Consider the following 13,351-nt stretch of genomic DNA (forward strand, 5'->3'; position numbering starts at 1 on the left):
AAAAAAATATAACCATGTTCCATGGAATGCTGGAGAGCTGTAAATGAAAACGAACAAAGCTGTGTTGTTCCCGCTGGCGATGTCTGCGCTATCGACGTTGTGCGTCGCGCCGAGTTTTGCGCAAACTGAAAATCGCGCCATGCTGGAAGAGGTGGTGGTCACCGCTCGGCGGCGCGAAGAGAGCTTGCAGGATACCCCGCTGGCGGTATCGGCGTTGGGCTCGGATATGCTTGAGCAAATGGGTATCAGCGATATTGAAGGCGTGGAAACACTGGCGCCCAGTCTGCAGTTCTCGCAGACTAACTACAAAGCGCCGGCGGTCTTTATTCGCGGCATTGGCCAGCGCTCGGGTAATCCCGTGCTGGACCCGGGGGTGGGCATGTACTTGAACGGCGTCTACGTGCCACGCTCTGATGCCCAGCTGCTCGATGCGGTTGATGTGGCGTCGATACAGGTATTGCGCGGCCCTCAGGGCACGCTGTTCGGCAAGAACAATATTGGTGGCGCCATACTGGTTGATTCGAAAAAACCGTTTACCGACGGCTTTGAATTTGGCGCAAAACTTGGCGCGGGGAATTACGGGCAGAAAAGTGTCAAGCTCGATGCCAACCTACCGCTCAGCGACAGCATCGCTATGCGTGTCGCGGTGAATGCCAAGCGCAGCGATGGCTCAATCGATAATGTCGCCGCTGACTATGCGCTGTTTGACCAGGACCGCATGGCGGTGTCATCGCGGCTGATTTGGTATGTCAACGATGAGTTCGAAGTCGACGTCTTCGGCTTTTTAAGTCGTATCGATGAGCGCGGTTCCCCCTACAACTGCGTTTTTCAAAACAGCAGTGCCATTCTTGCGCAGGGCATTTACCGAGGGGCTGATGGTTCGGATTTACAGGCCGCCTGTAACGAGAGCTCTGAATTAGCGAAAACCTTTAAGGTCAGTCAAACCGCGGAGGATGCGGTCTATGCGATCGACAACCATATGCTGGCACTCACCTTGCGCGGCTCGATTGCGGGAATAGATGTAGAGAGCATTACCAGCTACGCGATGCAGGACAATATCCGAATTAGTGGCGACTCTGATGGCACGGCGATTCGTGCAGTGGCGGTTGGTCCTGATGCCGGTTATCAGGTACTCAATGGCTCTGATGATCCATCGGTCGGCGATGCTGTGCGTGAGCAATTCAGTCAGGAGGTGAAATTCAACGGCACCGCCTGGGACGATACCTTGAACTACACCTTTGGTGTGTTCTACGCCGAGGAGAGTTTGGACAATAGCATTGATGGCACCGAGGTGGGCGACAACGGCTTGGTGGCGGTAGGGCCGGGCGCTGCGGTTGATCTGGGCATTCCGCTTCCCAATGCCCTGGTGTTGCCCGTGCAGGCCAACGCCGTTGCCTTGGCCGACTACGAAAACACCACTGCGGCAGTGTTTGCGCAGGGAACATGGGATATGACCGAGACCCTGCAGCTGACATTGGGTTTGCGCTATACCGAAGAAGAGCGCAGTACGGTGCAAATTCAAGGCACGCCGGACTACGATGAATACGCGAGTCGGCTCAATGCCCAGATCGGCAGCAACCCCGCAATATTGCTTCCCGTCACCCATGTGATGGACGGTATTTTTTCGCCGGTGCCGCTGGCGCAGTATTTTGCCTATGAGGCGCCCTCGGTTCCTCTGCTGTATGCGGCGCCGCTGCGCGGTGATACGCGCTTCTCGGAATTTACGCCAGCGGTCACGCTCAATTACCTGGCTGATGATGAACTGCTTGAGTCCCTGAATCTCGACAGCTTTATCGCCTATGCCACAGTGAGCAAGGGCTTTAAGTCGGGTGGTTTGGATGTGCGCTCGACGCAGACCGACTCGTCGATCAAGCAGTTTGAGCCTGAGATTGTCGTCAACAAAGAGATCGGTTTTAAATTAGACGCCTTGGATAGCCGCCTGCGTTTCAATGTAGCGGTGTTCCAGATGGATTACACCGATCTACAGGTCGCGCTTTATGAGCGCGGCACCACTCAAACAGAAGTGGTGCAGTTTACCGGCAATGCGGGCGAGGCCGTGGTCGACGGATTTGAATTTGAGATTACCGCCCTACTGGGTGATTTCACCATCAATGCCAATGCCGGGTATACCGACGGCGACTTTATTGACTATGACCTGGGTACCAATACCGCTGATGGCTTTGCGATTGTTGACCGCAGCGGCGAGGCGTTTCCCCAGGTGCCGCAAAATGTTCGCGGCGTTGTCGTGCAATATGATTGGCACTCGCCGATTGGTCTGATTATTCCACAGCTGCAGTACTACTATTCCGATGAAATATTCATCGGTACTGATTACCTCAGCGGTGAATACGCGAGCTCGACCATCGGTCAGTACGAGCTTTTCAATGCCAGGGCGCGCTGGCAGATCAATGAACAGATGGGCGTATCGGCCTACGTGAATAACCTAAAAGATGACCCCTACTTTGTTGGCGGGATCGCAGTAACCAGCGTGATCGGTGTTGCCAATCGCGTTCCCGGAACGCCGCGCGAGGTGGGCGTAGAGTTTAGCTACCAATTTCAATAAACCGTAATGCCGCCAGGCTCGTGGATGGTTAGGCCATTTACGGGCACTCGCGTTGATAAAGATGGACGCGGCCGACAGCCGGCCACGAGAAATGGACGAGGGACTATGAAGCGTATATTTGGCATGTTGCTTGGTGCAGTGCTGCTACTGACCGCGGTGCTGGTAATTCGCACACTGCAATTCGAGCCACCTCAATTTGAGGCGAGCGAAACCTTGGCTGACGTTGATTGGTCAGAGGCGGAGTTGGCGGCGGGGCTTGCCGGAGCGCTGCGTTTTCCCACCATTTCGAATATCGATGCTGATGCCGTAGACCTGCAGGCATTTGAAGACTTTCAGGCGTATTTAAAACAGCGTTTCCCCAGGGTGTTTGCACAAATTCCCCACCAGCGCCTGCCGGGCGGTACCTTGCTGTTTCGCTGGTCGGGCAACAGTGAAGCCTTAAAGCCCATTATGCTGATCGCCCACCAAGACGTGGTACCCGTGATACCGGGTACTGAAGATCAGTGGAGCTATCCTCCCTTCGCGGGAACCATCGCCGATGGTTACATTTGGGGGCGGGGAGCAATCGATGATAAAGCCAGTGTCATCGGTATTTTAGAGGCCACCGAGCGTTTGCTTGAAGAGGATTTTGTTCCGCCGCGCACGGTTTATTTAGGGTTTGGTCACGACGAAGAGGTGGGTGGTAAGGGCGCGCAGGCCATGGCGGCGCTGTTGGCTGAGCGCGGCGAGTCGCTGGCCTTCTTATTAGATGAAGGCGGGGTGATCGCCAAGGACATGCTACCCGGTGTCGCGGAGCGCGTCGCATTGATCGGCCCGGCGGAAAAGGGCTATGTCAGTTTGAAGCTCAGTGCCGACGGTGGCGGTGGCCACTCCTCCATGCCGCCGCAGCAGAGTGCGGCAGGCGTTGTTGCGGCGGCAGTGGCGCGCCTTGAATCCAATCCGCTACCTGCTGATATGCAATATACGGTGGACTTTATTCGTTATTTGGGTGACAGCGTACCTTTTTACCAACGCTTGCTGTTTGCGAATAACTGGTTGTTTGAGCCGCTTCTGGAAAAAGTACTGAGCAGTCAAGCGCCGATCAACGCCGGGATGCGGACAACAACGGCCGTTACCATGTTGCAGGGCAGTGTGCGGGACAATGTGCTGCCGATTATTGCCTATGCCGTGGTGAACTTCCGCATTCTACCGGGCGATACGATTGACGGCGTGCAGCAGAAGGTGGCGGAGATCATTGATGATCCTCGCATTCGCATTGAGACCTACGGCGGCTTCGGGAACAATCCCTCTGCGGTGGCCTCGCCCGACTCGGCAGGCTTCAACGTACTTGCCGATCTCGTCCGACAAGTGAGCCCTGGCACCCTAGTCGCACCGCGATTAGTGGTGGCGGCGACTGATGCCCGACATTTCGAGGAGGTGTCGGAAAACAGTTATCGTTTTATCGGAGTAGAGGTTGGCCCGAAAGAAATGAAGGGTATTCACGGTACCGATGAGCGCGTCTCTATTGCCAGTTATGTTGAGGCGGTGCGTATTTACTATCACCTTCTTCGCCGCAGCGCTGAATTATAGGAGCTGCTTCTCGCCACTATTACTGTGTGTTATAGCGGGTAAAAAAAGCCCGCTTTTTGTTGTTGGCGCCCAAAAACGTCTATCCGTTCTTGGATTTTCTTACCGCTATTCTTATACATTGCCGCCCAAAGCGTGAAACAGCGCTGTTTAATAGCCCGAGAGACTCCACATGCGTTATCCCGTTGACCCCCATTTCCCAGTACGCGATGAAGATGCACCACTGAAAGCTGATCTTGCTGAGAAAAAGGTGAAGCCCATTTTTATTATGGGCTTGCACCGTTCCGGCACTACCTTTCTCTACGACAGTGTGGCCAGGGCCTTTCCTCTGGCACAGTTAACCCTTTACGATTTTTTTTACTATGACCGTCTGCTTCGCAACCATCAGCAGGGCGGTGCGAAACAAGATGCACAGCGCTTGAATGCCTGCTTCGCCGCGCTCGGGATTAAAGACCGCAATATCGACTCGGTGCCCGTTTCCGCCGAGGAAGTTGAAGAGTACGGCTACCTGCTCAGACGCCGCTTCGGCAGTTTTAAGCTCAACGAGCACAGCGCCGCGTTTTTTGAGGAAATGTGCCGAAAGCTGTTGACCGTGCATGCCGGTAGTGAGGCGGTCTTGCTTAAGAACCCCTGGGACACCGGCAATGCGCGCTGGATGGCGGAGCGATTCCCCGAGGCGAGGTTTATTTACATCAGCCGTGAGCCTATCGCGGTGCTCAATAGCATGCTAAACGCGCTGCTTTCCTATTTAGAGGGGCCTCAACACTATCTTGAAATGCTGTTGGACCGTGGTGACGGGCGCCGTAGTTATCGCGCCGGTTATATCGTATGGCTCGGACTGCGGGGGCTACGCAAGCTGATTGGCCGCCGTGCCATTGCCCGCCTGGCAAGGCCGCTGCTGGCGCGAACGGTGGCCAAGCAAGTGGCGGCCTACCGTCGCGAGTTGGCGGCAATGCCGAGCGACCAGACGGTCGAGGTGGATTATTCCGCGTTGCGAGAGAGCCCCGACGCCGTGATGGCGAGTCTAGCGCCGTTACTGGCCGTGTCGCGCAGCGCCAGCGCTGAAAGTATGCGAGCGGTCACTGCCGGGCGGCCCGTTAATCCGGTTTTGCGCGATTACGCCGAGCATCTGGATAGGTTAGTGGAGCGAGAACTGGGCGCCGCTTGATAAGGGGTGCCCCCGTCATTCCCTCAAGGCCTGGAAACAGGCCTTATTCTCCCGCAGATATTTCCCCTCATTGACAAAAAATATGCGCCATCGGCAGGGCGTTATTTACTCATATACGCATAAACCCCTATAGCTATTTGTAAGCGACTGTATGGCAAGTGTTTTATTGCTCAAAAAAACACTATGACACATTAGGCGCGAATTGACTATGTCACACTCGTGTCTCAGTGTGCTGCAAAGTATTGAAATATAAGTAAAAATTCTTATCCCCATGTTCTTAGGTGTGACTTAAGTCACGCTGGTCGTTTAGTGATGTCCTTATCATCTCTGTGTGTCTTAGCGATTTACACATATAAAAATGCGGCTGCTTAACAGCCGAAATAAAAATGAAAAAATTAAGCAGGGGCTGCTTCCGATTCGTCGGTAGGTTTCCTGTTTAGTGCGATACCTAGCCAGAGAGACGAAGAAGATGGAAAAGTTACCCCGCTCGCAAAATTCGCGAGACCCGTACCTGAGAAAGGACCTTGAAGCCGAGCTGCATATAAGCCGGGGTAAAGTTGCCACAGGCGGCGCACTTGAGTTGCCAGCCTCACCCGTCAGGCCTCTGACGCAGGTTCCCCAACTGTTGCCAATTGCAACAGCGCAGCGCGGTATGTGGATGGGCGAAAAGATTGGCCCCGCCGATGCGGTATATAAACTTGCCGAGTATGTCGATATCCGCGGCCATATTGATGCCGCGGTATTTCTCCGGGCGACTTCCATCTTGACCCAAGAGGCGGAGTCAACGCGAGTACAGATTATTGAAACCGCCGATGGACCTCGCCAATTGGTGGCAGAGGCCTATATGGGAGAGTTGCCGGTTGTCGACTTCAGTAGCCATGCCGACGCCGAGCAGCGTGCATTGCGGTGGATGAACGATGAGTTGCGCCGCCCCGCAGACCTCGCAGACGATGCACTGTGGTTCAGCGCGCTAATCAAGGTCGAGGATGAACGGTTTTTTTGGTACCACCGCTGCCACCACATCACCATTGACGGTTTTGGTGGCGGTCTGATCGCGCGCCGAATGGCGGAAATTTATAATGCGCTGCTCAGTGGCGAGGAGCCAGGTGAGTCGCCATTTTTACCCTTGGTAACCCAGTTGGAGCAGGAAAAGCTCTATCGCGAATCTGCACGTTTTGAGCGTGACCGAGACTACTGGAAGCAACAACTGAGTGGCCTGCCCGATGCAATTTCGCTGTCGCGTCGCAATGCCCAGCGCAGTGGTGGCCTGCGGCGCAGCGGTATTACCCTGTCGCTAGAACACTCTGCGAAAATTCGCGACATCGCCCAGCAATATGGCGGCTCAGTACCGCAGTTATTAATTGCCATGCTCGCGGTTTACACCTACCGCATGACGGGTCAGCAGGACTTGGTCTTCGGTATGCCGGTTACGGCACGAGCAAACCGCACGCTGCGCAGCATCCCGGCAATGATGGCCAACGCCGTGGCGATTCGCCTGGCGATGGCCGACGATGCTAGCCTTGTCGACCTGCTTGGGCAAACAGCGAAAACCGTAAGGAATGCGCTTCGCCACCAGCAGTATCGCTATGAGGAGCTGCGGCGTGATCTCGGCCTGCTTGCACAGGGGCAGCAGATCTCCTGGATGGGAGTGAATATTGAACCCTTTGATTACGACCTGGGCTTCGGTGGCCACGAGTGCAGTGCACACAACCTGTCGAATGGCACCGTAGAAGACATGACAGTGTTTGTGTTTGATCGCGGTGCGAAGCAGGGCATGAATGTGGTGATTGACGCTAACCCCGCGCTTTACAGTCAGCGAGAGCTCGATGAGCACCGCGATCGATTGGCGCGATTAATCGAAGCGATGATTGCCGCCCCTGAGGGCGCGATCGGTGACTTTGACCTGCTCTCCGAGCAGGAGCGGCACCTGCAGCTGCAGGCCTGGAACGATACCAAGCAGCCGTTGCCGGACAGCCACTTGCCAGCGTTGTTTGACAAAAGTGTCGCCGCTTTCCCAAGCCACGCCGCGGTATCTGACGCCGGGCAAACGCTGAGTTATTCAGCGTTCGGGCAACAGGTCAATCAATTGGCCCGGGCATTGAATGTATTGGGCGTGGGGCCGGGTAAGTTGGTGGCCGTGTCCCTGCCGCGCACCGCGGCAATGCCGATGACGCTGTTGGCGATTATGAAATGCGGAGCGGCGTATTTACCGCTGGATCCGGAAACCCCCGCTGAGCGCCTGGCCATGATATTGGACGACGCCAAGCCCAGCCTGCTGCTCAGCAGCGTTGAGACCGCCGAAAAGTTGCCTGACTGTGAAATACAAACGCTGCTGTGGGAAGAGCTCAACTTAAACGCCTTTTCCGGCGACGATGTGCCCCTTGCCGATATTGGCGCAAACAGTCCGGCGTACATCATTTACACCTCCGGTTCGACGGGGCGCCCCAAGGGCGTGGTGATTGGCCATCGCAGCTTGATGAATTTTTTGCTGGCCATGCAGGATGCCTTGGCACTTCAGCCCGAGCAGCGGATGTTGGCGCTAACGACCGTGTCGTTTGATATAGCTGTGCTAGAGATGTTTTTGCCACTGCTTGCCGGTGCTCAAGTCCATGTCGCTACCCGCGACATCGCCAGAGACCCGGCGGCGCTGGCCGCGCTGGTGAACGAGCAGGCGATCACGCATATTCAAGCGACACCTTCGCACTGGCAGGCGCTGCTTGAAGATAATGCCGAGGCCTTTACGGGTGTTCAACCACTGGTGGGCGGTGAGGCGCTGCCGATGGAGCTGGCGCGCAAAATGCGTAAGCTCGGAGCGCCGATTATCAACTTATACGGCCCGACAGAGACAACGATTTGGTCCACGATGATGATCCTGGACAAGCTGGAGGGCGGCACGCCGGCCATTGGCCGTCCAATCTGGAATACGCAGGTCTATGTGCTGGGTGACGATCTTCAGTTGTTGCCAAATGGCGCTGCCGGGGAATTGTATATTGGCGGCGAGGGCCTTGCGCTGGGTTACCACAAACGTCCCGACTTAACCGCCGAACGTTTTATTGCCAATCCCCACGGTGAGGGCTTGTTGTATAAAACCGGTGACCTTGCGCGCTGGCGTGACGACGGTGCACTGGAATACCTGGGGCGCAACGACTTCCAGATTAAAATTCGCGGCTTTCGTGTAGAGACTGAAGAAATTGAATCGCAGTTGATCCGCTGTCAGGGTGTGCGTCGTGCTGCTGTGGTGTTGCGTAACGACCCCGCTGGCGTACCAAAGCTGGTGGCGTTCCTGCTCGGTGAGGAGGGCTTCGATGCCCACCACACCGCGTTGGAGGCCGCCACACTGCGCCAGCAGATCGAGCGCAGTCTCCCGGAATACATGCTGCCCTCTCACTATCAGGTGCTGGATGATTTTCCGCTGAATGTGAATGGCAAGCTGGACCGTAAAGCCTTGCCTGAGCCTCAGTGGCAACTTGTTAGCGAATACACGGCGCCGCGTAACGCGCTGGAAACGCAGCTGGCAGAGCTGTGGTGTGAGATCTTCAAACTGCCGCGTATCGGTATCCACGATAGCTTTTTCGACCTCGGTGCTGACTCGATTACCGCGGCGCGCATGGTATCGCGTCTGCGTGATGTCGTGGGTAAAGACGTACCCCTCGCGGCCATCTTTGAGGCGACGACGATCGCTGAATTGGCGGAGCAGCTGGAGCGCGGTGATAAAATAGATCCCCTGGCAGGCGTGCAAGCCCTCAATCCTTTAGCCGCGCGTGGCGAGGGTGACGCGCTATTTTGTATTCACCCAGTACTCGGCCTGAGCTGGGGCTTTGCGGGGCTAAATCAATACCTGCCTGACGGAACGGCCTTGTTTGGCATTCAGTCGCGTGGCCTCTCTGGCGGGCAGGAGCTTCCTGCGAGCATCGAGGAAATTGCCGCAGACTACATTGCATTGATGCGGGACCGCCAGCCACAGGGCCCCTACCGTATATTGGGCTGGTCGATGGGCGGCGTTATCGCTCAGGAAATGGCGCGTCAGCTGCGTGAGCTGGACGAGTCAGTGAGCTTCCTTGGCGCTTTGGATTCCTACCCCTTCGTGTCGCAGCAGCGTGACGACAAGGCCGGTCAGGTACGCAGCATCTTGGAATTTCTCGACATCGCGGTGGAGGGCGAGCTGCCCGATACCATGGAGGAGCTGAGTGAACTCCTGTGCCGGGAATACGACGTGCTTAACCTGGAATTTGTTAAACAGTTGCAGGGTAAACAAAGCGCCTTAATTGACGATGTCAGTGCGGTGATTAGCAATAACCTGCAGCTGCTGCAGAACTTCCAGCCGCGGCCTGTAGATGTGGAGTTGCACTTTTTTCAAGCGGTGCAAACTGCCACGTCACAGGAGCTGCACCACCGCCCAGATGCCTGGCAGGACGCCGTCGCGGGTCTCAATATTTATCCGGTGGAATGCCATCACCAGCAAATGCTGGACGCGGAACCGCTGGCAGTAATCGGACCCTTCGTTGCGCGCGCGCTGGCAGGTTGATAAGCATGAAAATCGCGATCTTCTCCATCGGCACCCAGGGAGATGTCCGCCCTTTTGTCGCGCTAGGCTTGGGTTTGCAGGCGCAGGGGCATCAAGTATCCATTGTCACAGGCGACAGCTGTGAACAGTTGGTGCGTCGTCATGGCCTCGATTACGCGCCGCTGACCGCCGACTTTTTGGAGCTGATGGCCAAGGACCCGGAGGTGCTTCAGCGCGGCCTGAACCCCGTTGCGCTTTTGCGCACCGCGCGGCGGGAGTTGTTGGCAATGTCTGCAGACTGGGTCACACAGGCCACGCAGGCGGCGAACGGGGCTGACTTATTGTTGGGCTGTGGCATGGTGGCCTCGCTGGCCGCCGCTATTGGCGAGCGCTATGACATTCCGGTGGTCGAGACCCACTTGCAACCGGTGACACCGTGTCCTGATATTCCGCCGATGATGTTGCCACCGCCGCGCCGCCCGCGCCCCGGTATGGTAAACCAAGGCTTGTATCACGCCTGTCGCGTGCTGACGTGGCAGATGCTCAGCCCGGCCTACCGTCAGGTTCGTCAAAAACTCGATTTGGCGCCGCTACCCTGGTATGGGCCGTTTTACCGGCGGCGTCGGACTCACCATGTGTTGTATGGGTTTAGCCCGAGCATTATTCCGCCATCGCGTCATTGGCCAGAGTCGGTGCGGGTAGCGGGTAATTGGTTTCTCGACGAAGCTCAGACGTGGCAGGCGCCGGAATCACTGGAAGCCTTTTTAGCCGCCGGGGACAAACCCATTTATGTCGGCTTTGGCAGTATGCTCGGTGATGACAGTGCGGCGCTCAGTGAGGTGTTTTTACAGGCGCTGCGAAATAGTGGCCGCCGCGCCATTTTTGCCACCGGTTGGGGAGGCTTGGCAGATGTCGACGACGACAATGTGTACTGCCTGACATCGGCGCCGCACGACTGGCTGTTTCCGCGAGTGGCGGCGGCCATTCACCACGGCGGAGCGGGTACGACGGCGGCGGCGGCAAGGGCGGGGATTCCGTCGATAATTATGCCGTTTTTTGGCGACCAGCCATTTTGGTCGTGGCGCTTGCAGCAACTTGGGGTAGCCACCCGTTCACTGGATCGCAAGAGCTTGAATGTCGCGGATGTTGAGCAGGCCATTGAGTCGGCAACCGACGCGGCGCTGCGTCAGCGCGCAGCCACGGTGGGCGCGCAAATTCGCGCCGAAGATGGCGTGGCGGCGGCCATCGCGCAGTTGTCCAAATGGGGTTACCTGACCCCCGTCAGTGAGCCAAGCCCCGCTGTTGATCGCGACCTTACCGAGCCCAGCCTTGCGCAATAGTGGCGCGGACACGCTGAGCTTGTCATCACCCCTGCCCGCAGGTGGATTTATCGAGCAGGTTTCGCTGCTGCCAATGCCCGAATTGGCAGTTAACGCGGTGCATTGTCGTTTTAAACAAAGCCGTTATACCCCAGACCTGTTGACCTCTTGGGGAATTGCTTTGCCAGCCTCTTTGGCGCGGGTGTCGGCCGCGCGCCAGGCGCAATTCCTTGCCGGTCGTTATGCTGCTTGTTATGCGCTGGGTATAGAAAACGTAGAGAATCACAGCCCGGCAAGGCGAGATACCGGCGAGGTCATATGGCCGCAGGGGATTACCGGCTCCATCAGCCACTGCGACGACAGCGCGCTGTGCGTGGTCGGACGTGGAGGGCATTTGGGGATCGATATTGAGCCATTAGTCGCCAGCGATGCTATTGACGAATTGTGGCGCTTGGTGGGTGATGACAAGGAATGGCAGCGGCTCTCTATGTTGCCTCGCGATCGCGCGTTAACGCTGCTGTTTTCTGCCAAAGAGAGCTTGTACAAAGCGCTGTTCCCTCGCTTGCAGCGCTACATCGACTTTTCCGAAGTGCGTGTTATCGCGGTCGATCCGGAGCGGCGCACGCTCCAGTTCAAGCCGCGCTCCGCGCTGGGCTTGGCCTTGCCAAGGGGCTGTATATTTACCGTGTATTGGCAGTGGCTGGGAGAGCGCTGCCTAAGTTACACGCGCTGCGACTAAGCCTCTTCTATGGCAATGTTGAAGCGCATATACAGCATCGACATAAAGGGGCTGATCAAATTAAAAAAGCAAAAGGGCAGGTAGCTGAGCGTTGCAACGCCGAGGGCGGTGGCATGAAATGCGCCGCAGGTGTTCCAGGGAACCAGTACTGAGGTGGCGGTTCCGGCGTCTTCCAGCGTGCGGCTGAGGTTGCGCTGACTCAGCCCCTGCTGGGCGTACATGTCGCCGTACATTCGCCCGCCAATAAGAATGGTCAGATACTGCTCGGCCGCCGTGAGATTGAGCACCCCACAGCTGCCAGCCGTGGTTGCCACGAGCGACGTCCGGCTGCGCGCCAGTCTTTTTAGTCCGCTTGTAATGTCGCCGAGCAAGCCCGAGGCTTCCATCATGCCACCGAAAACCACAGCGCTTAAAATAAGCCATATTGTATTGAGCATGCCTGCCATGCCGCTGCTGGCCAGCAAGGTATCACTAAAGCTGTGACCGGTGATGATCTCGCTACTTCCTACAATGGTTTGCACCAGCCCCTTGTACAGCCCACTTGCCGAACGCTCGCCACCAATTTGATAGACCAATTCCGGCTGCACATAGGCGGAGATCACCGTGCCGATGAGCGTTGCAATAAACATCACGGGCAGCGCCGGAACGCGTTTTACGATCATGACAACGACGAGCAGCGGCGCAAGCAATAGCCAGCCCGACAGGGTCATGCTGGTGCTCAAGGCATTCATAATCGCTTGCGTCTCGGCGACCTCCCTTCCACTGCTGTGGTGTATACCCAGCCCAACAAAAATAAGCAGGGCAATGGCAAACGAGGGTAGTGTGGTGAGGGCGAGGTAGCGCACGTGACTGAACAACTCGACATTGCACACACCTGCGGCCAGGTTGGTGGTATCGGAAAGGGGAGAGAGCTTGTCGCCAAAGTAGGCGCCAGAGATGACGGCGCCAGCGGTGATGGCTTCACTCATACCGAGTCCCACCCCGGTTGCCATCATGGCAATGCCGATGGTGGCCGCCGTGGTCCAGGAACTGCCAATGGCCGTTGACACAATGGCGCAGACAATTGCCGCGGCAGCATAAAACCAGCTGGGGTCGGCCAGCTGCAATCCATAGTAGATAAGCGTGGGTACGATACCGGCGACCGTCCAGGTGCTGGACAGCGCGCCAATCATAAACAGCATTAAGATGGGGATGATCGCAACGCTGATCACTTTCAGCATGCCGTCTTGCAGGGTTTGCCAGGGGCGACCGCGGTGCAGGCCGATAACGGCCGCGACGCCGCCCCCCAGCAGCAGTGCCAGCTGGTTGGGGCCTTCTATACCGGCATCGCCATAGAGATAGACATTGAGACCAAGCAGGCCGAGAACCAAGCATAGCGGGAGGAGGGCTATGCCGACATGATTAGAGCGGACTGGGGTCATTGGCGTTGGCTACCACACATTGCTGTTTTTTGTTTGTAGTGGCCAGAATAGCGGGCGCGTTGCGGTGGCGC

7 protein-coding genes are annotated in these 13,351 nt (G+C 56.8%); 6 read left to right on the top strand and 1 reads right to left on the bottom strand.

Features of this window, described 5'->3' with window-relative positions; genetic code table 11:
• Nucleotides 1-43: 43 nt before the first annotated feature.
• From HNR64_RS04070 to HNR64_RS04095, 6 genes are all read left to right on the top strand, one after another.
• Complete coding sequence (locus HNR64_RS04070; RefSeq protein WP_204995268.1) at nucleotides 44-2,563, top strand: TonB-dependent receptor; 2,520 nt, start codon at nucleotides 44-46, stop codon at nucleotides 2,561-2,563.
• 105 nt (nucleotides 2,564-2,668) lie between these two features.
• A complete protein-coding gene (locus HNR64_RS04075; protein ID WP_204995269.1) occupies nucleotides 2,669-4,132 on the top strand; it encodes a M20 family peptidase in 1,464 nt (487 codons plus the stop codon).
• Between the two features lie 169 nt (nucleotides 4,133-4,301).
• Nucleotides 4,302-5,297, top strand: a complete 996-nt coding sequence (locus HNR64_RS04080; protein WP_204995270.1) for a sulfotransferase — start codon at nucleotides 4,302-4,304, stop codon at nucleotides 5,295-5,297.
• A 469-nt stretch (nucleotides 5,298-5,766) separates the two neighbouring features.
• Nucleotides 5,767-9,822: a non-ribosomal peptide synthetase gene (locus HNR64_RS04085; protein ID WP_204995271.1), complete on the top strand. Its 4,056-nt coding sequence runs from the start codon at nucleotides 5,767-5,769 to the stop codon at nucleotides 9,820-9,822.
• Nucleotides 9,823-9,827: 5 nt separating this feature from the next.
• Nucleotides 9,828-11,141, top strand: a complete 1,314-nt coding sequence (locus tag HNR64_RS04090; RefSeq protein ID WP_204995272.1) for a glycosyltransferase — start codon at nucleotides 9,828-9,830, stop codon at nucleotides 11,139-11,141.
• A complete protein-coding gene (locus tag HNR64_RS04095; protein WP_204995273.1) occupies nucleotides 11,086-11,859 on the top strand; it encodes a 4'-phosphopantetheinyl transferase family protein in 774 nt (257 codons plus the stop codon). The genes HNR64_RS04090 and HNR64_RS04095 overlap by 56 nt, the downstream gene beginning before the upstream one ends.
• Here the strand turns inward: HNR64_RS04095 and nhaC are convergent.
• Nucleotides 11,856-13,280 (bottom strand): Na+/H+ antiporter NhaC, encoded by a 1,425-nt coding sequence (nhaC, locus tag HNR64_RS04100; protein ID WP_204995274.1) that lies wholly within the window; start codon nucleotides 13,278-13,280, stop codon nucleotides 11,856-11,858. The genes HNR64_RS04095 and nhaC overlap by 4 nt on opposite strands.
• Nucleotides 13,281-13,351 lie beyond the last annotated feature (71 nt).

The sequence above is a fragment of the Spongiibacter marinus genome (assembly GCF_016906995.1).
Taxonomy (GTDB): domain Bacteria; phylum Pseudomonadota; class Gammaproteobacteria; order Pseudomonadales; family Spongiibacteraceae; genus Spongiibacter; species Spongiibacter marinus.

What these genes read in the sequence shown, in the direction of transcription:
- HNR64_RS04070 (WP_204995268.1), top strand. Translation starts at nt 44, where the DNA reads ATGAAAACGAACAAAGCTGTGTTGTTCCCGCTGGCGATGTCTGCGCTA.
- HNR64_RS04075 (WP_204995269.1), top strand. Translation starts at nt 2,669, where the DNA reads ATGAAGCGTATATTTGGCATGTTGCTTGGTGCAGTGCTGCTACTGACC.
- HNR64_RS04080 (WP_204995270.1), top strand. Translation starts at nt 4,302, where the DNA reads ATGCGTTATCCCGTTGACCCCCATTTCCCAGTACGCGATGAAGATGCA.
- HNR64_RS04085 (WP_204995271.1), top strand. Translation starts at nt 5,767, where the DNA reads ATGGAAAAGTTACCCCGCTCGCAAAATTCGCGAGACCCGTACCTGAGA.
- HNR64_RS04090 (WP_204995272.1), top strand. Translation starts at nt 9,828, where the DNA reads ATGAAAATCGCGATCTTCTCCATCGGCACCCAGGGAGATGTCCGCCCT.
- nhaC (WP_204995274.1), bottom strand. Translation starts at nt 13,280, where the DNA reads ATGACCCCAGTCCGCTCTAATCATGTCGGCATAGCCCTCCTCCCGCTA.